Genomic DNA, 22221 nt, shown 5'->3' with positions numbered 1-22221 from the left:
AACCTGACACAAGGGAAATCGAATTTGTTACAATAGAGGGAAGGGAATGCTTTGTATCATCCAATCGGGCGAGGTGAAAATGATGATGGCTCACGTTAGGAGCACGACCGTTCAAGTGGTTAAATCAGGCTCCGGGCAAAGCTGCACGGAAATAACGGGCAGAGAAATTGTTCGGAGCCTACTTCCAACATGAATTAGCCGCTGTTATATTTCATGTGCAGGCTTTGCTCACTATTTACACGATTCCATGTAGATAGGGGCAAGGAGTATGAAATACGAAAAAGCACAACATATTTTGCCGGAACACGTAATCAAAACCATTCAGCAGTATATTGATGGAAGTTATATTTATATTCCCAGAAAGTCGGAGAACCGCAAGGGCTGGGGAGAACAAACCGGAGCCAAGCGAGATCTGGACGAGCGGAATCGGAACATTTTCAAGTGTCATATGAAGGGTGATTCCATTCGTACCTTGTCTGAACGTTATTATTTAACGGAGCAATCGATACGAAGAATTATTCGGGCAGAACGAAGGAGAAGTTAGAATGCAGCGATATTTGAAGGATCGGTGGCGATCTTCAGATATCGCTTTTTTATGGGTGTTTGATCCTGTTTAAGGCAGAATCAAACATAAACTTGAGAACCACGCATGAAGGAAGTAAGTTTAGAAGAGATATTCTAGACGAAGGAAGTGCTATAACGGTTATGACGCAAAACATTTATGATGATGAAGGATTCTTTCAGGGTTACAGCCAATTAAGTCGTTCCGTTCATGGCTTGGACGGCGCTCCCGAGTGGGAAACGCTGCGATCGATGCTGCCGGATCTGAGCGGTGCCAGCGTTCTTGATTTAGGCTGCGGGTTCGGCTGGTTCAGCCGATGGGCGAGGGAGCATGGCGGCGCCGAAAAAGTGATTGGGGTTGACGTGTCCGAGAATATGCTGGCACGGGGGAAGGCCGAAACGCAGGACTCCAACATTAGCTATATCAAAGCGGATCTGGAGACGTTGGAGCTGGATTCTGAAAAGTATGATCTGGTGTATAGCTCGCTCGCTTTTCATTATATTGAAAACTTGCAGGGCCTCTTAAAGGAAGTGCATCGTTCACTTAAACCCGGGGGAAGCCTGGTATGCTCCGTCGAGCATCCGATATACACGGCTTCAAGCCGTCCCGAATGGATTCAGCATCCTAGCGGGCATCAAACTTGGCCGGTTGATCATTACCAGCAAGAAGGACCGCGTACAACGAATTGGCTTGCAGAAGGCGTAATTAAGCAGCACCGGACGATGGGCACCTATCTCAATATGTTGATCGGGCTTGGCTTTACCATAACTCATGTTGAGGACTGGGGTCCTTCTGAGGCACAATTGGCGGCACATCCCGAATGGGAGGAAGAAGGTCACCGTCCGATGTTTATGCTGATGTCGGCCAGAAAGTAGCAGAGACCGAGTTTTTTGCTTAGCAACAGGTTATTTGTGGTAAAAATCAGGCAGCGGCCGGGACATTCGTCTTGGCCGTTTTGATTTCATGCATCAATTGCTGCGGAATGATTTACCAAGTTAAGGAAAAGCATTAAAATAGAGGTTGACGGTACTCACCATACCAATACATAACAGCGAGGTAACCCTATGGACATTACATTGAAAGTTTTGGATAACGCAGACCTTAAACGTATTTGGAAAGAAACATTTGAACAGCAAAAGATACAAAGATCGGATGAGTATTATGATCGTTGTGAATTTGAAAACCAAATCGGCATACGCATCACGTTGTTGGCTTTTGTACAGGGTGAGCTGGCCGGCGTATCGCATTTGAAATATGAGTCGGCTTATCCGTATTTTCGGGATCAGAACATTCCGGAAATCAATGATCTGAACGTGTTTCCCGAGTATCGGAGAAACGGGATCGCCAATCGGATCATAGAAGAATTCGAGATCATCGTGAGCAAGAAACTGCCGCGTATCGGCATCGGGGTGGGATTATACAGAGACTATGGAGCGGCTCAAAGAATATATGTACGGCGCGGTTATATTCCGGACGGCAACGGGATCATGTACAACAACGAACCTGTGGTGCCGGGCGACATGGTATGCGCGGATGATGATCTGAACTTGTATTTGATTAAAGAGCTGATTTCATAAAGCGGCCTGCCGCATATCGGTTACAGTTGAATGCGTGCAAGGAGAGTGGATATGAACTTCATCATTCGATTAAATATGGCGGCTGCTTTGTATGCGCTGTTCCCTTTTGCCGGGATTGAACTGATGGTCAACGTGTACCGGATTGGCAGATTGACAGGGTGGGACCTGGATCACGTGAATGCGCTGACCTTAGTCTATTGCGTTGCTGGATTCATTCTGTCGGGTTGGGGGGTTCCGAAGCTGGTCCGATATTGGTTAAACGGTCGCAAAGCAAGTTTTTTTGCTCTAATTTTATGGATTCCCTATTTCATGATGCTGGTATACATTACGGCTGCATGGTTCCCGATCACGAATCCGGCCGACAAACCCACCCCTGTAACAGGACTCATTGCCATAGCGGGATTGGCGCTTTACCCATTCTACTTAGCGGTTCTTCATCTGTTTGGCATTGCGTCAATTTCTGGGGATCCGGGAGAAGATCCGATCACATGAGCGATCCGGGATATACGGGAAATGAAGGATTAGCAGTAGAGTCGTCATGAAGAGGGCTAGAACAGGAGATAAGGAGACAGAACCATGAGTACAGGGTTTTCCCATTGCTTGCAAATCTTTCCGACATCTGATATCAAGAGGACAAGTCAGTTTTATGAGGAAATCGGGTTCCGTGCCGTGAACTATCTTGATGCAGACGAACCGCATGTGTGCCTATACAGGGACTCCATTGAAATCGTATTAACGATGACAGACGTGGAGGTCGTGCCGAATCGAATCCGTTACGGTTACGGGTACGATGCCTATTTTGTTGCGGATGGACAACAAGAGATCGAGCAGGAGCTCATGGAATTGAACGTGAAGATTGTCAGACCGTTAACCATAACGGATTATAACAATCATGAGCTTGTGTTTGAGGATGTGGACGGGCGCTGGATCGCCGTTGGCAACAAACAATAAACGCTGAAGGATGTAAGTGAGGGACTGCATATGGTTGAAATTCTAGTCGTCAGACATGGACAGTCGGAAGCGGATATTCTGAATCGATGTGAAGGATGGGCAGATTATGCTTTAACAGACCTCGGTCAACAGCAAGCACGGCTGCTGGCGGATTGGATTCATCGTGTTTATGCGTTGGATGCGATTTTTTCCAGCACGCTTCAGCGGGCCAAGCAGACCGCTATCATGATCGCCGAAACGACAAAAGTTCCCGTCACCTATGATCCTGATTTGATGGAGCAAAATAATGGGGTTATCGCGGGGATGCTGAGAGAAGAGGCTTTGATAAAGTACCCTCTGCCCCTGGGCGGAAGGAAACGGCATGATGCTATTGATGGTGGGGAATCTGAAGTACAGCTCAGAGCAAGGGCCGAGCAATTCATGTCCAAGCTGTTTACTACCTTCGATAACGAACGTGAGTTGAAAAGCGTCTGCATTGTTTCTCACGGCGGGATGATCTCGATGTTATTTCGGAGCTTCTTGAATCTTCCTTATCATACCGACATTCATATTCCGACAGGTGATACGGGTCTTCATCTGTGGAAATATGACCCGGCAAGCGGGAGAAAGGTTATTGCGGTTACGAATTTGCAGGAGCATCTGAACGTCGAACAATGAGCTCGGTGATTACAATGTCTATATTGTATATTCCAAAATGGTGATGAATCGGAACCTGAGGAAGGTTAGTGGATTGATGATATCTAGGAGCATCTATATGAATTCTGTCGTGTGACCTATTAGTCCCGTTACAGCTTTGATGCTGTTTCGGGATTTTTTATAGGTTTTTAACAAAGTTCTACATCATCTTAAATATTATTCGCAGTTCAGAGAAACTTTTTTACCAAAATTTACGTCTAATAGTATGACCTCATTAAAATATCAAAAAGGATTAGAAGGAGTTATGTAATGAAACTGAAGAAACGATCATTGCTAACCGTATTGGCTGTTGCCCAACTGGCCGCAGCTTATCCGGCGAGCGCGGATGCCAATGCCGCAGACCCAACGCAACCGTCAGTCACCCAAGAAGTGTATGAGCAAAATTCAGCGGCAACGAAATCACTGAAATCCGGGGGTACAGACGCTACAGGCGCTGTTCAAGAGACATCCGATACGACAGAGACAGAAGGAACTCAAGCGCCGGATGAAGCAGGAACCAACGAAACAGGTACAACCGAAACAGGAACGACCGAAGTGCCGGGGACGGAAACCGGTGAAGTGCAAGAACCGGGAACGACTACGGAAGGGCAGAACAACCAGAATAACACGCCATCCGTGACGGGCAAGGAACTTATTCTTTATTTTAATAGCACGAAGATGGTCCAAGACGGCGTTACCTACAATGCACCGCAGCCGATGCAAGTCAAGAAGGGAGTATCCTATGTTCCCATTCGTGCCCTTGTGGATCGTGTAGGCTTCAAGGTCACTTACGATAAGAAGACCAAAGAAACGATTATTACCAAAGGAAGCAATGAGCTCCGCTTCAAAACGGACAGCAGCAAGTATACCGTCAACGGCGTGACCAAAACGATGAAAGGCACCTCTTACCAAACCAAGAGCACCTTTATGGTTCCGCTGACAGCCATCACGCAAGCGCTGGACATTCAATATAAAGTGGACAATGTTGGCAAGCGTGTTATCATGAGTCTGGAAAGCAAGCCGGTTGCGAAGTTTACGGTAGGCCCTAAAGAGATCTTTGCAGGGAAGACTACAGTTACCTATACACCTCAGGTTGAGAATGTGCAAGGTGAAATCATCGACGAACGTTGGGAAGGCAAGCAAGATATATTTGATGCGCCAGGTCAATACATAGTCACTTACTCGGTTCAAGATTCGACGGGAGCTTGGAGTGAACCATACAGCCAAACGATTACGGTCGTTCAGCCGAACCTTCCGCCTGTAGCCATGTTCGAAACCGATAAGATGGAGTATAAAATGGGTGAGCTGATCACCTATACGGATCAAAGCTACGACGACCAGGACAAGAACGAGGACCTGACGTACAAGTGGGAGAACAAAGAGTATGCCTTCTTCTCGCCTGGCGTGTACACCATCAAGTTGACCGTCACCGATAAGAAGGGACTTAGCTCCTCTTACGAGACGACTATCAACGTAACGAACGAGACGTTGTATGAGCAAGACGATTTCAATATGCTCTTCATTCCGGAAGGAGAGAAATTCTCGTTCCTCGGCAACGTCACTTCGCGTCCGAAAATCAATTATGATTTTTACGACGAGCCGAGCACGCTGATCCGCAGCAACAGCCCTGAAACCGTAAACAGCGAGGGCATCGTGTATCAAGAGACAGCGGTAGGCGACATGCGCTTCATGATTCACCACGTGAACAATCTGAACAAAAATGTGAAGATGTACGTGATTGCAACTAACAAGAACACTACCCCGGTAACGCTCAGACAAGATTACCTGGGATTTGCAGGTCCATCGCCGATTGCGACGGCAGCTGGCAAAAAGTCCGTGCTGAACTATTTCCAATCCATGCAAGACGGTTCGAAGCGAACTTCCGTAACGCTTGCACCTGGCGAACAGAAGCTGGTCATGACGGAGCTGAGCGAGATACGAATGAAGCAGGGGCATGTCATTTCCCTGTACTCGGATATGTATAGCGACCTTCCGATCCAGTTTGACGTCGTGATGATTGACGAAAAATCCGATCCATTAAAGGTGCTGAGCACGCTGCCGATCCTGGATCGCGATGGCGTTCATAACCGTGGAACCTATCCGGATTCGACGCGGATCATTCGTTATTCCGAGCTGGTGGGGGCAGAATCCCAGCGTCTCGTTCTTGGAGACAACCAGGATGACCCTAACCTGCAAGGCATGGATCCTATGGTCGGAGATATTACGCACAATACCGGCAACTTCGGCGTCCTGTATAAAATCACGCTGGATCGCGTAGCACCGAATACTCTGATCTCGTTTAACCCGCGGGGCGGCAAGTACTCGGGTTATGCCATGATGAATGGAACGATCGTACCGATTTATTCCTTGGGCCAGGTATCCCCAGGAGAGCAAGCGGTTCTCTACCGTACGGGCGATTACGAGCAAAAGGTTGAAATCATGCTGACGGCTGCGCCGGGAAGCAATTTGCCGGTAAACCTGCTGTTTACCCAATTGCCGGAAGTGATTCATTAAGATTGGAAGGATAAAGGCTTTGCTGCTTGAGCATCTGCTTGAGGAGTGAAGCCTTTTCTTTTGATCGTATCCCGTCGACGAGACGCGCTGAGTTGAGTTCAAAGGTACATAAGCAGGCGGGAGCATGGATTGTCATTCTCTATTTTTTAAGAGCGTGATGATTTATAATAGGGACACAACGCAATATGAGCGTTCAACACGGCCTTTTTCTCTGATGCGTGAAAGTCGTACGGGATTTTAAATGTAATCGTTGAGCTTGCTGACTGATATATAAAACTTTGGAGTGATGGCTTGTGGTTAAAGCGGTGGATGTACCCTCCTGAAATAGAACGATTTTATTTTAGGAGGGCAAAAAAATGAATTTCCATACCATTGATATTGAGCGGTGGAACAGACTGCCGTATTTCGAGCATTACACAAACGTAAATCAATGCACCTACAGCATGACTCTAGACACGGATATCACGCTGTTGCTTCAAGCGCTTAAGATTCGGGGGTATAAGCTTTACCCGGCTTTTATTTACATGGTGACCCGGGTTGTCAATGAACGCGCAGAATTCAAAACCTCGTATAGCCCAGAGGGGCAGCTGGGGTACTGGGATTCCATGACGCCAAGTTATACTTTTTTTCACAAGGATGATCATACCTTCTCCTGTTTATGGACTGAATTTGTGAACGATTTTGATCGATTCCATGATCTATATGAGCAGGACATGGAACGTTATCGGGATGTCAAAGGGATCTTCGTTAAGGAGAATCCACCACCCAATACGTTTCCCATATCCATGATTCCCTGGGCAAGATTTAGCGGGTTCAATCTGAATATTGCCAATGATAAAGAATATTTGCTGCCGATCATCACGGGCGGCAAATACGCCGAGCAGGGAGGGCGTATGCTGCTGCCGGTTTCAATGCAGGTGCACCATGCGGTGTGTGATGGTTACCATGCCAGCATGTTCTTTCAAGCTTTGCAAAAAATGGCGGATTCCTGTGAGGACTGGCTAAAATAATGGGATGTTCGATGAATGCTCAACTCGAAGTATATTAACGGGAAATGGTGCATTCATGGCATCATGAAAAAGGAGAGACGGCTGCTGCGCAGTCGTCTTTTTTTATCTAATTTAATCACACCTTTAAGCTCGACAACTCGATGCTCCAAAAAATCCTCATTGAATCTTCACAAGTTTTGGTTAATGACATACAACCTTGGTACAAGGTAATCCTATAATCGCTAACACCGAAAGGAGAATGTTGTATGTCACACGAATCATTTCAAAAATGCATCGAGGAATGCTTGCGCTGTATGGTGGCTTGTAACCATTGTTACACCGCATGTTTGGAGGAGCAGGATGTTGCGATGATGAAGGAATGCATACGATTGGATCGACAGTGCGCGGATATTTGTAATTTTGCGGCTCAGGCCATGTCCACGAACAGCATGTATGCCAGAGAAATATGCAGGATCTGTGCCGATGTTTGTGAAGCTTGCGGAAACGAGTGCAAGAAGCATGATGCTAAGCACTGTCAGGAATGTGCGGAAGCCTGCTTCAGATGTGCGAAGGCATGCCGGGAGATGGCGGCTTAAGCAGGGGATCGAACGAGCAGATGGACGATTCGGAGGCTCGCTATATGCTGGAATGGTCCTGAAATTGGATACATGTAGACTAAGTGGGCAGATGTAGAATGAGGGGGCACCGCTGCCTGCTGGAGTGAGACTGTTATGGTGATTGTGAGGACAGCTAATGGGGAGTTGGTAATACGACGCAACCCTATATTGGTGAAATCAGCCGAATAGGGAGATTGTGTGGACAGAGGATCCGCTATTTGCTGGTATCGGTACGATATTGGACACATGCTTATAGAAGAGGCTCAGCTACTTGCTGGAAATTGCCCCAAATGGAGTCGATGAGGACAGAGGATCCGTTATTACGCCGAAATGGAGTCCATCAGGGCAGAGGATACGCTATTTCGCCGAAATGGGCCTATTATGGTGATCAAGCGGACACAGGATCTGTTATTGAACCATAATCACGGACGAATCCACGCTAAATCCGACAATAGCGGATCTCTTGTCCGCATAATGCCATGAAATAGGTAAAAGCAAAGGAATAGCGGAACCAGTGTCCTCTAATATCACAAATCCAAGGAGTTAACAATGCTGGATCTATGGTGTTGGTATCCTAATGGATGAGTCGGTAATACGTCGCTGAAATCAGCCGAATAGGGAGACGATGAGGACAGAGGATCCGCTATTTCGCCGAAATGGGCCTAATATGGTGATCAAGCGGACACAAGATCCGTTATTGCACCATAATCACGGACGAATCCACGCTAAATCCGACAATAGCGGATCTCAAGTCCGCATAATGCCATGAAATAGGTAAAAACAAAGGAATAGCGGAACCAGTGTCCGTTAACCTCACATATCGAAGTAGAGGAATCTCTATCTGCTAGAATGGGCCTGTAATTGGACACATGTACACAAAAGAAGGCTCTGCTACATGCTGGAAAATGCCCCAAATGGAGCTCATGAGGACAGAGGATCCGTTATTACGCCGAAATGGAAGCCGAATAAGGAGATTGTGAGGACAGCGGATTCGCTATTAGCAGGAATCGGCATGATATTGGACTCATGCCGATTCCTGCTGAACTGAATAACAGCATAACAAAAAGCTTACGCCGTTACATAACGGGTAAGCTTTTTGAATTCCAAATAGGCTTTGGATTTGGTTGACCATCGAATGAATACGAGTTTACTGTGCCGCTTTAGTGATAAGGTATCTGTTATAGCGAGAATGACCGATTTCCGCCGTACAAAAAAATCCCTCTCATCTGATCATGAGAAGGATTAAAATAGTTCTATGAAGCTTTAACCGATGTCAGGAGCGTTAACTCCGATTGCTCTTGGTCGAGCTGATGGCAGCGGGAAGTTATGGCAAAAGCTCCGATAGCGAATGCAACTGCGGCCCACGGCAGGTAGGCCAGGCCAATGCTGTCCACGACCAGGCTGCCCAGAAGGGAGCCGAGCGCAATTCCCATGTTGGATGCAACCGGCATGAGCGTGGAAGCGAAGTCCTTGGAGCCGGGCGAAGATTCATCTGCCAAGTCAATCAGGTATAACTGAACGGCGGTACTGAGCGCAAAGGAGAAGCAGGCGACCAGCATCAAGGATGCCAATGCCATCCACGGGAGCGATAGGGTTAGAGCCAAAGCCGTCATAATCATCGCCTGGATGGTGAAAATCACTTTCAATTTTACCCGGGAATTGCCTTGCGCTACCTTGGCGCCAAGCCAGTTGCTTAAAATCGTGAAAGCGCCGTAAGCTAGCAGGACGGTGCTGATCCATTGCTGCGGTATCCCCAGCACGTTCTCTAACAGCGGCGTGATGTACGTGTATACAATAAATACGGAGCCTACGCCGAAAACCGGAATGAAGAATGCAAGACGAATCCGTTGATTTGTGAACAAGGCAAATTGCTGCTTCATGGAGCTTACGCTAATCGTATTGCTCTTGGGCATAACGGCCAACATGAACGCAAGCGGGATGATCCCCACAAGTGAAGTAACGATAAAAGCGGTTTGCCATCCAGCCATTTGGCCGATCTGCGTCCCGACGGGAACGCCCAGGACATTCGCTATGGAAAAACCTCCAATGATCCAGGCAACCGCGCCAGCCCTGCGGGAAGCGCTCATATGCTCGCTGGTTGCGGCAATGGCCAGCGACAAGGTCAATCCGCACAGAATGGCGGTGATGATGCGAATGAACAGCATGACAGGATACGTGGTGGCGAAGATGGTCAAGTAATTAAACACCAACACCGCAATGTACGCTGACAGGATGGTAACATGCCGTGGAATGCGTCCGAGCAGCGTCACTGCAAAAGGCGTTCCGAGCGCATAAGCGATAGCAAAGCAGGATACGAGGACACCTGCAGCCGCAAGCGAAATGCTGAGAGTTGCGCTAATGTCCTTCAATAATCCAACAATGACATATTCGGTGGTACCCAGCACAAAGGCTGCAAACGTAAACGCGATAATAAAAATGGTTTCTCTCAATCTGGTCATGGTTGTCTCTTCTCCTGGTTTCTCTTTTTGTATGGTTCGATCTTACGTTATGAAAGGCTTTTCAAGTCAAGCCCCAGATCTTAATTCCAAGAGAAGCTCAGCCGGCATCATGCTATAATATAGGAAAAAAAAGTGGAGTGGGTGAATACCATGCCGAATCAAACTTCAAAGCGATCATGGCGTGCAGACAAATTATCACAGATCGGTTCTTCGATATTTGCCGAGGTCAGCGAATGGAAACAAGAAGCTGCCCAGGCGGGAAGACATATCATCGATTTGAGTATCGGCAGTCCTGACCGTGGTCCTTCTGAGGATATACGCGAGATCCTGAGCCAAGAAGCGCTAAAAGAAGATAACTATACATATCCGGGCACCAGAGGAACCATGGAATTCCGAGAGCAGTCGGCAGCATGGATGAAGCACCGCTTCGGCGTGAACGTCGATCCCGATACGGAAATACTGGCCTTAATGGGCTCTCAGGACGGATTATCGCATCTGGCTCAAGCCATATGCAATCCGGGGGATATGGCTATTGTGCCGAATCCGGGATATCCGATTTATGCCGGAGCCCTTGCGATCGCAGGGGTAACGCCTTGGTATTTGCCACTGAAAGAAGAGCGGCGGTTCGTGCCCGATCTGGACAGCATACCGGAGGAGATTTGGGCGAAAGCGACCTTCATCCTGCTGAATTTTCCGGGGAATCCGATTGCGGTTCAGGCCGATCTTGCTTTTTTTGAAAAGTTGGTCGGTTTGGCGAAAAAATGGGACGTGCTCATCGTCCATGACCTGGCCTATTCCGAAATGGGCTTTGACGGTTATCGTCCGATAAGCGTACTGCAGGCTCCAGGCGCCATCGACATCGCGGTGGAGTTTCATTCCTTCTCCAAAAGCTTTAATATGGCAGGCTGTCGCATCGGTTTTCTTGCCGGTCATGTGGAAGCTGTCGGCGCGCTGCGGGAATACAAAAGCAACATCGATTTCGGCGTGTTCAAGCCGGTTCAGACAGCGGCGGTCCATGCATTGCGTCAAGCCATGGCTGCTTCCAACGAGGAACGAGGTGTTGCTTCGCTGTATGAACAGCGCCGTGATGTCCTCGCAGCTTCCTTGGCCGAAGCGGGGTGGGACGTCCCTAAACCGCAGGCCACGATGTTTCTATGGGCGCGGCTGCCTGTAGCTTTTCGCGAGGAAGCATGGAGTTCGCGGCGGTTCGCCCGCGAATTGCTGTTGAATACAGGCGTGGCGGTTATACCAGGAGATGCTTTTGGCTCTGAAGGTGAAGGCTACTTGCGAATCGCGCTGGTCCAGGAAGAGGAAGCGCTGCGCGAGGCGGCGGTGCGCATAGGGAAATTTATTGGAGGTGTTTCGCCGTAAATGAAATGGCTTGGAGTCGGCTTCGCCATGTTTCTGACGCTGGCGCTGTTCCCTCAGAGTGCGGGCGAACTCGTTCATCACCAGGCATCGTACATAGAGGAAGTTGAGGGTGCTGACAGCAACACGCCTTTTACGGTGCAATATATAAATTTGGATAAGTACCAAAGCGTCAATGCGTACGAAAACACGTTTACCACCATGCCGGAGCAGGGCAGCAAATTAACCGTTAAGGTTCATAACAAGAACAGCACGGGCCACGTGATGCTGAAGGTCTACCGGGGAACGGAGGAATTCGGATACGCGGATGTCAAAGCCGGCACGGAGGGAACCCGGACATTCGCCATGCATGACGGGCGTGGAGTAACGGGGGATTGGAAGGTTTATATTACGTCGCGAAACGGTCAAATTATGAACCTGCAGATTCAAGCAGGACAGCATGATTGATAGACGCTAAGACTACATTTTTCCATTCAAGTTGTTTGCTAATTCAAGCATAATTAAGGGTGAGCACTTTGCGGAATTTTATGCCTGTACAAGCACCGGCCATAGAGATTCAATCTCCTGCTTCAGATTATGCCTATACGGAGTATAGGCCGTGCCAGCCATTGATGCCATATGTAGCCTGTTATTGGAGCTTGGAATACCGAGTCACGTCCATTCAAGCTCCGCTCCATCGCATCCTTCCCGACGGTTGCGTGGATATCATATTTAATATGAAGGCACGGACCGCCTCGGCCACCGGCTTCGTTACGGGTCTGATGTCCCGTTATGAAGCGGCGATACTCACGCAGGAGCAGTCTCTGTTCGGTATTCGCTTCTATGCGGAAACCGTTCGTCCGTTCATCCAATTTCCCGCTTCCGAATTTCGGGAGGGTCCCGTCCTCTTGGATGAAGCGTGGGGGGCAGAAGTGAATCACTTGAACGAAGAAATGGTGACAGCTCTTGATTCCGCCCGACGTATCGAGCTGATCGAGACGTTTTTATTCAACGCGTTAAGACGGAGTAACATACGTTCTGAGCCGCTGGTGGAGCAAGGCATGCAGCATTTATACGCCTCCAAGGGGAGAATAACGATTCATGCCCTGGCCGAAAAAATGAATTACAGCGAGAGAAACATAAGAAGAACGTTTCAGAAGGAATTGGGCATGAAGCCGAAGGAAATGACGGACATCATACGATTCCAGAATTTGCTGCAGGAGATGCGCCGTTCCAAGCCTAATCGGTTTCCTGATATCGCTGCCCAATACGGATATTATGATCAGCCTCATTTTATTAACACCTTCAAACGCTTATACGGCATGTCGCCGAAGCAGGCTTTTCAACCATAAATTTTGCATGCATGGCGGCGGCAAGGTTTGTCCGTTTTTTACAATCTTTCATTCGGGTGTTGAACGACAATGGGGTAGAAGTATCAATGATGATGTACAGGAGGTAACGTAAAATGAGAGCAAGCATATCCGTACTTACGATTGGCGTTGATGACCTGGAACGGTCCCTGAAGTTTTATCGTGACGGACTCGGGCTCCCGACCGAAGGAATCATTGGCACTGAATTTGAGCATGGGGCTGTAGCATTTTTTGACTTGCAAGCCGGTGTGAAGCTGGCGATATGGAATCGCAGGGATCTGTCGGTTGAAGCGAATGTTCCCTTATCGTCCCCAAGCTCTTCGGAATTCACGATCGGCCACAACGTCGGCAGCAAGGAAGAAGTGGATGAGGTGATGGAGCAAGCCAGTAGAGCGGGAGCGACCGTAACCGTGCCGGCACAAGACACCTTCTGGGGAGGCTATTCCGGTCATTTTCTCGATCCGGACGGGCATTTGTGGGAGATTTGCTGGAATCCTGCATGGGAGGTTGATCTTTCGTAACGGATGTGATAAATTAATCAACGATTGTTGTGCAACTGAATATTTTATTTGAATGTATAACCTCATTAATATGGTCTGAGGGTCTCTACCAGGAACCGGAAAATCCTGACTACAGAAAATGTTTACTCATTTTTTGTAATCAGGATTTTTTTGTTGATTATAAACATGACATCGAAGAAAGGGGATTTCATTCCAGATGAATCTGAAAGTATTAATCCTAGCGATATCGACGATATCCGTCGGGCTGGTTGAACTTATTGTTGGTGGGATACTGCCGCTCATTGCGGACGACTTGCATATTTCGCTCGGTACGGCGGGTCAGCTGATTACCGTGTTCGCCCTGGTCTATGCGATAGCGGGACCGGTGCTTCTTGCGCTGACGGCAAGAGTGGAGCGCAAACGGCTTTACCTGATTTCCTTGTTTATTTTCTTTATTGGTAACTTGCTGGCTTATGTAAGCCCGAACTTTACGCTGCTCATGGCAGCCAGAATCTTAACCGCGATGAGTACGGCGTTGATTATCGTGTTATCTTTGACGATTACCGCCAAGGTGGTTGAGCCTGCACATCGCGCTAAAGCCTTGGGCGTTATCTATATGGGGATTAGTTCGTCATTGGTACTAGGCGTGCCGCTCGGCATCCTGATCAGCGAGGCTTTCGGATGGCGGGTGTTGTTCCTGGGTATCGGCTTCCTGTCGATCGGTTCCATGATTTTGATCTATATGTTCCTGGACCGGATCAAGCCTGAAAATGTTACGCCGTTATCCGTTCAGATCAAGGCGCTGGGCAAGATGAAAATCGCCGGTGCGCATCTGGCCACCTTGTTCATGCTTGCAGGGCATTACACCATATATGCGTACTTCACGCCGTTTCTTGAATCGGAGCTTGGTCTGAGCCCTTATTGGATCAGCATCTGTTACTTCCTGTTCGGACTATCCGCCGTCGGCGGCGGGGCGTTCGGCGGCGCGCTTGCGGATCGGATCGGATCGCATAAGAGCATCGTGATCATCATTACGTCATTCATGCTGGTATTGTTCGTGCTTCCATTATCCACATTTTCGATTGGCGTGTTTTTAATCGTGATGATGATATGGGGGGCATTGAGCTGGAGCCTGGCTCCTCCTCTGCAGAATTATCTGATTCAAGTGGATCCGGGTTCGTCCGATATCCAGCAAAGTTTTAACAATTCCGCGCTGCAAATCGGTATCGCATTGGGCTCTGCCATTGGGGGGCTCGTGTTAGAGCAGGGAGGCACCGTAGCCAGCACGGCCTGGGTCGGCGGGGGGATCGTCATCGTGTCCCTGGTTTGTGCCGTTTATTCTTTGACGAGACCTGCGCTAACGTGCAAGACAAGCAAATAAATAGCCGAAAATTTTTCGCGAATTTAAAAGACAGCCGCATCCATGCAGCTGTCTTTTCTTTTGCAATCGTTTTGTACATCGTGCGCACTGCTCCCTGTGCGCACGATGCGTGGTTCGGGGCATGTTTGATGGTGGGAGGGGTTTACATCTTGGCGACGGAGGAACGATAGATGATCTTGCCCTTCACCACAATTCTGCCGAATTTGGTATCAGGGGTGCTGATTTTGCTTAAGATGGACTGGATCGACGTTTGAGCCAGCTGCTTCATATTGACTTCAACCGTCGTCAGGTGCGGCACGGTCAGCGTGGCGTAGATATCGTTGTCAAAACCAACGACGGAGCAGTCATCGGGAATGCGGTAACCCATGCCTTGCAATTTCTGCACAACCAAATAGGCGACCTGATCGCAATTACATACGAAAGCTGTTGGCAATTCATCCGGAATCTCGATGTCGAGATAATTGCCGTACTCATTCCGATCGTTGATTACCCAGTCCTGCCGAAGAGCGATATGATGCTCCAGCAGCGATTTATAGTAACCCAGGAACCGATCCTGAATGCTGCTTGTGGCATGCAAACTGCCCACATAGGCAATGTTGCGATGTCCTTGCCGGATCAGGTAATTGGTAAGTTCATAGGCACCGTAAAAATTATCCGAAACCACCGCGTCAATATCCGAATGGTCATCGTAGAAGTCCAGAAACAGAATCGGCGGTTCGATGGCGTGCATGATCTCGATGTAAGGCTTACTGATCTGTCCCAGCAGAATGAATCCGTCCACTTTGCGATCATAATAGATGCGCGGCAGCTGCAAGGTCTGTTCATCCGAGCTGCTTAAAATATGAAGTATGCCGTAATACCCGTAGTCTTCCAATCCCTTGGAGATTTCTTGATAGACGCGCAGATAGAACGATTGGTCGGGTCCGGTAAAACGTTCGGGAATGATAACGCCGATGTTGTAAGTCAGCCCTTCGCGCATGGACCTGGCAACGGTGTTCACCCGATAGCCCATTTCGCTGGCGATGGCTTTGATTCTTGCCTTTAACTCGTCGCTTACGCCTTCCTTGTCGTTCAGGGCTTTCGAGACGGTCACCGTGCTGACGCCAACTTGCTCCGCGATGTCCTTCATCGTTATGTTTTTGTTCATCGCGTTTGTCTCCTTTTATCTACAGTCGAAGTAGACCATCTGTCCGAGTATGTATGCAATCATTCCATGATCCAAGTACAGTATACCTGCTCGTCTGAGACAAATAAAGGCGAAGGCGCATTTCTGATTGTTATTCTGTTAGAGCTTGCTGCTTACATGTTCGATTCGATTTAAGATTTCCAAGCAAAATCGACTGTTATGATACGGACATTTCCATGGTCCGGCCATCTCGTGCTGATCCGGCCGTCCGTTCTCATTGACGGACCAAAACCATTCGCTGCCCGGGCGGGAATCGATAATATTTTTTTTCGTATAATTCCACATTCTGAAGACCTGTTCAAGAAATTGAATATCTCCCGTACGCTGATAGGCATTGAAAAAACCGACCATAGCCTCAGCCTGGACCCACCAGATTCTGGAGGTATCCAGATGTGAGCCTTCTTGCTCATTCATGAGCGAACCATCCTGCTGCACGGCCCGTTCAGAAACGGCATACGCCAAGTCCAGAACCATGCGCTTATAATCCGGATTCGTGCTTCTGATGACATCAAGCGCCTCATTCATCAACCAGCTGGCCTCAATATCATGGCCAAATGAAGTGACATCCACGAGCGGGTTCCAATCCTTGTCAAAAAACACCCCTAAACGTCTCCGATCAGCATCGAAAATATGATGGTACAGAATGGACAGCAGGTTATGAAGCGATTCTCGGACCACCGCCTCGGGCCAAGCCCGATAAAGCGTGGAGTAAGCTTCCAGGACGTGAATATGCGTATTCATCGTGATATGCGCGACCACGCCGTTGCCGCTAAGCATTTCGTTGGGCTGCTCGTTCCACTCCCGGTCGAACTCTTCCTTGTAGGCCTGCCGTTTCGCATCATACCCCTTACTCTCGATCAGACGGTACAGATCTTTGGCCAGATCCAATGCCTCTTGGTTCCCGGAAGCGCGGTGGTATTCGCTTAATGCATATACGGCGAACGCTTGATTGTAGATATGTTTCCTCGTATCTGTCGGGACTCCCTTGTAATCTACCATCCAATACAGTCCGCCATATTGGCGATCAATGAGGTGGCGCGCGAGAAATTGAAAGGCATGCCTGGCATACTCTGCGTAGATTTCGTGCCCCGTCGTCCGATAGGCTGCGCTAAAGCTCCATAAAATTCTGAACAGGCAATCCCGCCTTTGGCTGCTTGTTCATCGATCTTTAAATCGGCGTTCACTTGGCCGTAAAACCCGCCGTTGGTTTCGTCCTTCAATCCTCCCCAAAAAGGCAGGATATGCTCCAGCCATTCTTTTCGGATTTCAGAACCCAGGGTATGTAAAGTCATTGTCATATAAATCCTCCGTTATTAAGTTATCGTTAACCTTAGAAAATATTTTAAGAAAGAGCATCGTTCGATGTCAACGAAATCTTTTGCACGCAACATTATTATAAACATGCATACACCATTGACAGGTGAAGGCTAGGCATATAAAATTCGAATTATTACTTAAACGATTACCTATATATTATCGGCCTTTAAGAACACTCTAAACACTTCGGTTTTGATTCATCATCTAGTGTCGAGGCTAGAAATCAAATGATATGAATCCAGAAGGAGGAAGATGATGTTGATATGGATGCAGGGATGGAAGTCTATTCTAGTCGCGATCTTGGCATTTGTGTCAGTAGGCGGTGGACTTCCCAGACCAGAAGCAGCCACAGGATTTTATGTAAACGGTACCAAGTTGTATGATTCAACGGGCAAAGCCTTTGTGATGAGGGGTGTAAATCATCCCCACACCTGGTACAAGAATGATCTGAACGCGGCTGTTCCGGCTATCGCGCAAACGGGAGCCAATACCGTACGAGTCGTCTTGTCGAACGGGTCGCAATGGATCAAGGATGACCTGAACGCCGTCAACAGTATCATCTCGCTGGTGTCGCAGCATCAAATGATAGCCGTTCTGGAGGTGCATGATGCGACAGGCAAAGATGAGTATGCTTCCCTTGAAGCGGCCGTCGACTATTGGATCAGCATCAAAGGGGCATTGATCGGAAAAGAAGACCGCGTCATCGTCAATATTGCCAATGAATGGTATGGAAATTGGAACAGCAGCGGATGGGCCGATGGTTATAAGCAGGCCATTCCCAAATTAAGAAACGCGGGCATTAAGAATACGTTGATCGTTGATGCAGCCGGATGGGGGCAATACCCGCAATCCATCGTGGATGAGGGAGCCGCTGTATTTGCTTCCGATCAACTGAAGAATACGGTATTCTCCATCCATATGTATGAGTATGCCGGTAAGGATGCCGCTACGGTGAAAACGAAAATGGACGATGTTTTAAACAAAGGATTGCCTTTAATCATTAGGGAGTTCGGCGGCTATCATCAAGGCGCAGATGTCGATGAGATTGCTATTATGAAGTACGGACAGCAGAAGGAAGTGGGCTGGCTGGCTTGGTCCTGGTACGGAAACAGCCCGGAGCTGAACGATCTGGATCTGGCTGTAGGGCCAAGCGGAAACCTGACCGGCTGGGGAAACACGGTGGTTCATGGAACCGACGGGATTCAGCAAACCTCCAAGAAAGCGGGCATTTATTAAAATCGGGTTAAGGTAGATGAGATTGCATGTTAACAGCAAGCTCAAACATATGGATGCATGCAGGCTGTCGAGGAACTGTCTCGACGGCTTTTTTCTATAGGATTTTCTGAATCGACATGCAGCCTATTCTTGCATCCTCTTCGAGACCTATCGACAAAGAAGAGGAACAACCTTTATGCAATATCAATATGCTTGGCTTTGGAGAAACCTGCATCTAGTGCGGGGTTTTGTTTTGATGGTTTAAATATATATTTAATTCCTACTTGACAGGTGGTATTAATTGGTTTAATCTAGCCACAAGCAAATTCATTCAGTCCTCATTAAATGATTATTCATTATCTTAGTATTGAACGATATATCAGCCGATTGGTCTACCAAAGGCTCCTGTTTACTCGATTTCGTTATTTTAACGGAAGGGGAAATGGGAGTCTTTCTGTATTTTCCGGACATCGTTACGGATTATGGCTTGGAGTCTGAGGCTATCGTTCCACAGGAAGGAGCGGCATGGAAGAAGCGGATTGGGCATTAATGGAAGAGGCGGATTGGCATTTTCGCAAAATGGTGCGGAGATTTGTCAAGGAGCGTGACAAAATCTCGATAGAAGGCGTATCGCTGCCAGGTTTGTTGATCCTGAACACCATATTGCGGGATGGGGAGCAGAAGCTTGGGGAGCTTGCGGAACAGCTCGATTTTACGTCCGGAGCGGTAACGGCCTTGTGCGATAAACTTGAGGCTTGCGGGTTCGCGGTGAGAAGACGGAGCGAGAGCGATCGGAGATCGATTGTGCTGGACATCACGGATGCTGGAAGAGAAATGGTGAAGCGTAACGAATACATAGGCGGGCGTTCGATCGAACGAATATTCGGAATATTCTCGCATGAGGAGCTGCGGGATCTGATCCATTATTTTGAACGGTTGAACGATCATCTGGAGGGCTTCTCGGATTTCGTGCTTCGGCCGCCCCGCCCATCTTTCGATACGCCGGCAGCAATTGATCAAAGCAATCCAGGCTCGCTGAAACGCTCGAACAAATTCATTTCTTACTAAAATTCATATCAGAAAGGAAGTTGAACGATGGGACATCCAACGATTTATCCAACGGGTACAACCGTATTTCAGCCGGGGAAGGCGTGGAGCGGCTACACGATTTATCAAGCCGCGGATACCGGCGCCCTCCTGATTGACATGAACGGCAGGGAGGTTCACTTATGGAAAGGGCTTCGGGGATTTCCGAACAAGCTCTTTCCCGGAGGTTATGTGCTTGGGAGCACCTCAGAGCGCGATCCGAAATACGGGTTTCAGGATGAAACCAATCTGGTACAGGTCGACTGGGAAGGCAATATCGTCTGGAAATTCGATCGTTATGAATACATAGAGGACCCGGGTCATCCGGCACAATGGATGGCTCGCCAGCATCATGATTACCAGCGGGAGGGCAATCCCGTCGGTTATTATGTACCCGGGCAGGATCCGAAGGTAGATTCCGGCAATACGCTTATTCTTGCTCACAAAAATGTGAAGCGTCCCGAAATTTCCGACATCGAACTGTTGGACGATACGATCATCGAAGTGGATTGGGAAGGCAATGTCATTTGGGAATGGGCGGTTAGCGATCACTTTGATGAACTCGGGTTTGATGAGGACGCGAAGCTAGCGTTATCCCGTGATCCGAATACCCGCGGCTTCGGAGCCCATGCCGGCGATTGGATGCATATTAACTCGGTATCTGTGCTTGGTCCTAACCGGTTTTATGATGCGGGGGACGAACGCTTCCATCCCGATAATATCATCTGGGATGCACGGGAAACGAACATTATTGCCATCATCGATAAAAAAACCGGGAACATTGTCTGGAAGCTTGGCCCCGACTATTCCACGGAGGAAACGAAGCATATTGGCTGGATTATCGGCCAGCATCATGCTCACCTCATACCGAAGGGACTTCCGGGCGAAGGCAATATTCTGATCTTCGACAACGGCGGCTGGGGCGGATACGGAAAGCCGAATCCGGAAGCGGCAGATGGCTTGAAAATAGCGCGGCGCGACCATTCGCGAATTCTGGAAATCAATCCCGTAACCTTAGAGATTGAATGGCAGTATACGCCCACGGAGGCCGGCTTTCAGGCTCCGCTGGACTCTTACCGCTTCTACAGTCCGTATATCAGCTCAGCACAGCGTCTGCCCAACGGCAATACCTTGATTACCGAAGGGGCCGACGGCCGAATATTCGAGGTGACAAGAGAATTTGAACTGGTATGGGAATATATATCGCCTTATAAAAATATCCGCAACTCCAATATGGTCTACCGCGCATACCGGGTTCCTTATGAATGGGTGCCACAGCTTGAATTGCCCATAGAGACCGAGATTGCTCCGCTTGATGTGGCAGATTACCGCCTGCCAGGTGCCGCACCGAGAGGTGCCGTTACGACCGTGGAAGTAGAAGGCACGATCTCCTATGGGGAGGGGGCGTTATGCGTGGCCAGGACCGATGAAATAACGCAGAAAGAAAGGGATCGCGATGCGTAGACCTTATTTGAAACGATGGCATGCTTGGTTTCTGATATCGACGCTGGCAATGAGTTTGCTTAGCGGATGCGGTAAGGCCAGCGGTGACAGTCAAGAGAGTAAATTTCAATTGAAAATCGCCGATATTTCCACGAATACGGTGTTTCGTATAGCTAAGAGCAAGGGGATCTTCGACAAACACGGGATTGATGCCGAGCTGGTCAACTTCGCAACGCCGGCCGAAGGCGTGAACTCCTTGTTTATTAAGCAGGTGGATGTTGCATTCGGTGCAGACTTCCCACTCCTGAATGCTGTTAGCAAAGGCGATTACTCTATATTCGCCTCAACCGGAACAGCCACGGATTTGAGCGCAAGCGAATGGAAACTGTTCGTCCGTAAAGAGATCGCCAGCGCTGCCGATCTCAAGGGCAAGAAATTGAGTTTCTCCAGAGGCACATTCATTCCCTATCTGTGGGATGTTTATCTCGCCGATAACGGGGTTGCATTGTCGGATGTGGAGCTGATCGGGCAAGGAGGCTTCGACGAGGCCTACGTGGCGCTGAAAAAAGGCGAAATTGACGCCGCATGGGTATATGGCGCAGTGCTGAACGAAAAGTTCGGTGCCCTTGCCGAAGCCAGAGAGCTATCGGATATGTCGAAGACGCCGGTAAGGCTTGGCACCGGTTTGATCGCTTCAAATGAATTAATCAACAGCAACAAGGAAGGATTCGTAGCGCTTCTGAAAGCGCTGGATGAAGCGTCGGCTTATGCTCAAGCCCATCCGGAGGAAGCAGCGGATTTGATGTACGAAGAAGTCAAGCAGCCGAAGGAAGCGACCTTAAAGGATCTGCCGAAGAATCCATGGAGCATTGGATTTACGGACAAAGCCTATGCGGGATTGCGGGGACAGAAGGAATACATGGTCGCTAACGGTATCATCGAGAAGGATTTCGAGCTGAATGATAAATTGAATCTGGATTTGGTAAGAACAGCCTTCCCGGATCGAGTCATTGATTTGAAGTAAGGAGATGA

Annotated in this window: 20 protein-coding genes, 1 pseudogene and 1 riboswitch; of the genes and pseudogenes, 18 read left to right on the top strand and 3 right to left on the bottom strand. The window is 48.6% G+C overall.

Annotated features, from left to right (window positions below; all coding sequences use genetic code 11):
• The first annotated feature begins 268 nt into the window (after positions 1–268).
• The 9 genes from MHI43_RS18475 (at position 269) to MHI43_RS18435 (ending at position 7864) form a co-directional block, all read left to right on the top strand.
• Positions 269–544 (top strand): CD3324 family protein, encoded by a 276-nt coding sequence (locus tag MHI43_RS18475; RefSeq protein WP_036660830.1) that lies wholly within the window; start codon positions 269–271, stop codon positions 542–544.
• A gap of 161 nt (positions 545–705) precedes the next feature.
• A complete protein-coding gene (locus tag MHI43_RS18470) occupies positions 706–1437 on the top strand; it encodes a class I SAM-dependent methyltransferase (RefSeq protein WP_036660829.1) in 732 nt (243 codons plus the stop codon).
• A gap of 189 nt (positions 1438–1626) precedes the next feature.
• A complete protein-coding gene (locus MHI43_RS18465; protein ID WP_036660828.1) occupies positions 1627–2139 on the top strand; it encodes a GNAT family N-acetyltransferase in 513 nt (170 codons plus the stop codon).
• A gap of 51 nt (positions 2140–2190) precedes the next feature.
• The gene (locus MHI43_RS18460; protein ID WP_015735836.1) at positions 2191–2631 is read left to right on the top strand and encodes a hypothetical protein; all 441 of its coding nucleotides are present in this window, start codon (positions 2191–2193) and stop codon (positions 2629–2631) included.
• A gap of 84 nt (positions 2632–2715) precedes the next feature.
• The gene (locus tag MHI43_RS18455; protein ID WP_015735835.1) at positions 2716–3090 is read left to right on the top strand and encodes a VOC family protein; all 375 of its coding nucleotides are present in this window, start codon (positions 2716–2718) and stop codon (positions 3088–3090) included.
• Between the two features lie 30 nt (positions 3091–3120).
• Complete coding sequence (locus tag MHI43_RS18450) at positions 3121–3747, top strand: histidine phosphatase family protein (protein WP_015735834.1); 627 nt, start codon at positions 3121–3123, stop codon at positions 3745–3747.
• A gap of 288 nt (positions 3748–4035) precedes the next feature.
• A complete protein-coding gene (locus tag MHI43_RS18445; RefSeq protein WP_015735833.1) occupies positions 4036–6279 on the top strand; it encodes a stalk domain-containing protein in 2244 nt (747 codons plus the stop codon).
• A gap of 356 nt (positions 6280–6635) precedes the next feature.
• Entirely contained in the window at positions 6636–7289 is a 654-nt protein-coding gene (gene catA / locus MHI43_RS18440) for a type A chloramphenicol O-acetyltransferase (RefSeq protein ID WP_015735832.1), read from the top strand.
• A gap of 245 nt (positions 7290–7534) precedes the next feature.
• Positions 7535–7864: a four-helix bundle copper-binding protein gene (locus MHI43_RS18435; protein ID WP_015735831.1), complete on the top strand. Its 330-nt coding sequence runs from the start codon at positions 7535–7537 to the stop codon at positions 7862–7864.
• A gap of 1274 nt (positions 7865–9138) precedes the next feature.
• Here MHI43_RS18435 and MHI43_RS18430 read toward each other — a convergent pair.
• Positions 9139–10344, bottom strand: coding sequence for an MFS transporter (locus MHI43_RS18430; protein WP_015735829.1), 1206 nt, complete (start codon positions 10342–10344; stop codon positions 9139–9141).
• A gap of 150 nt (positions 10345–10494) precedes the next feature.
• Between MHI43_RS18430 and MHI43_RS18425 the strand changes: the two genes are divergently transcribed.
• The 5 genes from MHI43_RS18425 (at position 10495) to MHI43_RS18405 (ending at position 14942) form a co-directional block, all read left to right on the top strand.
• A complete protein-coding gene (locus MHI43_RS18425) occupies positions 10495–11715 on the top strand; it encodes an aminotransferase class I/II-fold pyridoxal phosphate-dependent enzyme (protein ID WP_235201671.1) in 1221 nt (406 codons plus the stop codon).
• Positions 11716–12159 carry a hypothetical protein gene (locus MHI43_RS18420; RefSeq protein ID WP_015735827.1) on the top strand — a complete coding sequence of 148 codons (444 nt, stop codon included), beginning with the start codon at positions 11716–11718 and terminating at the stop codon, positions 12157–12159.
• Positions 12160–12239: 80 nt separating this feature from the next.
• Entirely contained in the window at positions 12240–13043 is an 804-nt protein-coding gene (locus MHI43_RS18415) for a DUF6597 domain-containing transcriptional factor (protein WP_015735826.1), read from the top strand.
• Positions 13044–13156: 113 nt separating this feature from the next.
• Complete coding sequence (locus MHI43_RS18410) at positions 13157–13582, top strand: VOC family protein (RefSeq protein ID WP_015735825.1); 426 nt, start codon at positions 13157–13159, stop codon at positions 13580–13582.
• A gap of 32 nt (positions 13583–13614) precedes the next feature.
• Positions 13615–13714: riboswitch (purine riboswitch) on the top strand.
• 64 nt (positions 13715–13778) lie between these two features.
• Positions 13779–14942 (top strand): MFS transporter, encoded by a 1164-nt coding sequence (locus tag MHI43_RS18405; protein WP_036660825.1) that lies wholly within the window; start codon positions 13779–13781, stop codon positions 14940–14942.
• A 142-nt stretch (positions 14943–15084) separates the two neighbouring features.
• Here the strand turns inward: MHI43_RS18405 and MHI43_RS18400 are convergent, their stop codons facing one another.
• Positions 15085–16089, bottom strand: coding sequence for a substrate-binding domain-containing protein (locus tag MHI43_RS18400; RefSeq protein WP_036660824.1), 1005 nt, complete (start codon positions 16087–16089; stop codon positions 15085–15087).
• 138 nt (positions 16090–16227) lie between these two features.
• Positions 16228–17426 (bottom strand): annotated as a pseudogene (locus MHI43_RS18395) (AGE family epimerase/isomerase).
• 271 nt (positions 17427–17697) lie between these two features.
• Between MHI43_RS18395 and MHI43_RS18390 the strand changes: the two are divergent.
• The 4 genes from MHI43_RS18390 to MHI43_RS18375 all read left to right on the top strand — a co-directional run bounded on the left by MHI43_RS18390 (position 17698) and on the right by MHI43_RS18375 (position 22213).
• On the top strand, positions 17698–18681 hold the full coding sequence (locus MHI43_RS18390) for a glycoside hydrolase family 5 protein (protein ID WP_036660823.1): 984 nt from the start codon (positions 17698–17700) through the stop codon (positions 18679–18681).
• 504 nt (positions 18682–19185) lie between these two features.
• Positions 19186–19728 (top strand): MarR family winged helix-turn-helix transcriptional regulator, encoded by a 543-nt coding sequence (locus MHI43_RS18385; protein WP_015735821.1) that lies wholly within the window; start codon positions 19186–19188, stop codon positions 19726–19728.
• 27 nt (positions 19729–19755) lie between these two features.
• Entirely contained in the window at positions 19756–21210 is a 1455-nt protein-coding gene (locus MHI43_RS18380; RefSeq protein WP_036660822.1) for an aryl-sulfate sulfotransferase, read from the top strand.
• Positions 21203–22213 (top strand): ABC transporter substrate-binding protein, encoded by a 1011-nt coding sequence (locus tag MHI43_RS18375; RefSeq protein ID WP_036660821.1) that lies wholly within the window; start codon positions 21203–21205, stop codon positions 22211–22213. Before MHI43_RS18380 ends, MHI43_RS18375 begins: the two co-directional genes overlap by 8 nt.
• Positions 22214–22221: the final 8 nt, after the last annotated feature.

Source organism: Paenibacillus sp. FSL H8-0457 (assembly GCF_038051935.1).
In the GTDB taxonomy this organism is placed as follows: domain Bacteria; phylum Bacillota; class Bacilli; order Paenibacillales; family Paenibacillaceae; genus Paenibacillus_AQ; species Paenibacillus_AQ lautus_A.
This window is presented reverse-complemented; position numbering and strand designations above follow the sequence as displayed.

Coding starts and splice junctions, on each gene's coding strand:
- MHI43_RS18475 (WP_036660830.1), top strand. CDS start 269: ATGAAATACGAAAAAGCACAACATATTTTGCCGGAACACGTAATCAAA.
- MHI43_RS18470 (WP_036660829.1), top strand. CDS start 706: ATGACGCAAAACATTTATGATGATGAAGGATTCTTTCAGGGTTACAGC.
- MHI43_RS18465 (WP_036660828.1), top strand. CDS start 1,627: ATGGACATTACATTGAAAGTTTTGGATAACGCAGACCTTAAACGTATT.
- MHI43_RS18460 (WP_015735836.1), top strand. CDS start 2,191: ATGAACTTCATCATTCGATTAAATATGGCGGCTGCTTTGTATGCGCTG.
- MHI43_RS18455 (WP_015735835.1), top strand. CDS start 2,716: ATGAGTACAGGGTTTTCCCATTGCTTGCAAATCTTTCCGACATCTGAT.
- MHI43_RS18450 (WP_015735834.1), top strand. CDS start 3,121: ATGGTTGAAATTCTAGTCGTCAGACATGGACAGTCGGAAGCGGATATT.
- MHI43_RS18445 (WP_015735833.1), top strand. CDS start 4,036: ATGAAACTGAAGAAACGATCATTGCTAACCGTATTGGCTGTTGCCCAA.
- catA (WP_015735832.1), top strand. CDS start 6,636: ATGAATTTCCATACCATTGATATTGAGCGGTGGAACAGACTGCCGTAT.
- MHI43_RS18435 (WP_015735831.1), top strand. CDS start 7,535: ATGTCACACGAATCATTTCAAAAATGCATCGAGGAATGCTTGCGCTGT.
- MHI43_RS18430 (WP_015735829.1), bottom strand. CDS start 10,344: ATGACCAGATTGAGAGAAACCATTTTTATTATCGCGTTTACGTTTGCA.
- MHI43_RS18425 (WP_235201671.1), top strand. CDS start 10,495: ATGCCGAATCAAACTTCAAAGCGATCATGGCGTGCAGACAAATTATCA.
- MHI43_RS18420 (WP_015735827.1), top strand. CDS start 11,716: ATGAAATGGCTTGGAGTCGGCTTCGCCATGTTTCTGACGCTGGCGCTG.
- MHI43_RS18415 (WP_015735826.1), top strand. CDS start 12,240: ATGCCTGTACAAGCACCGGCCATAGAGATTCAATCTCCTGCTTCAGAT.
- MHI43_RS18410 (WP_015735825.1), top strand. CDS start 13,157: ATGAGAGCAAGCATATCCGTACTTACGATTGGCGTTGATGACCTGGAA.
- MHI43_RS18405 (WP_036660825.1), top strand. CDS start 13,779: ATGAATCTGAAAGTATTAATCCTAGCGATATCGACGATATCCGTCGGG.
- MHI43_RS18400 (WP_036660824.1), bottom strand. CDS start 16,089: ATGAACAAAAACATAACGATGAAGGACATCGCGGAGCAAGTTGGCGTC.
- MHI43_RS18390 (WP_036660823.1), top strand. CDS start 17,698: ATGATGTTGATATGGATGCAGGGATGGAAGTCTATTCTAGTCGCGATC.
- MHI43_RS18385 (WP_015735821.1), top strand. CDS start 19,186: ATGGAAGAAGCGGATTGGGCATTAATGGAAGAGGCGGATTGGCATTTT.
- MHI43_RS18380 (WP_036660822.1), top strand. CDS start 19,756: ATGGGACATCCAACGATTTATCCAACGGGTACAACCGTATTTCAGCCG.
- MHI43_RS18375 (WP_036660821.1), top strand. CDS start 21,203: ATGCGTAGACCTTATTTGAAACGATGGCATGCTTGGTTTCTGATATCG.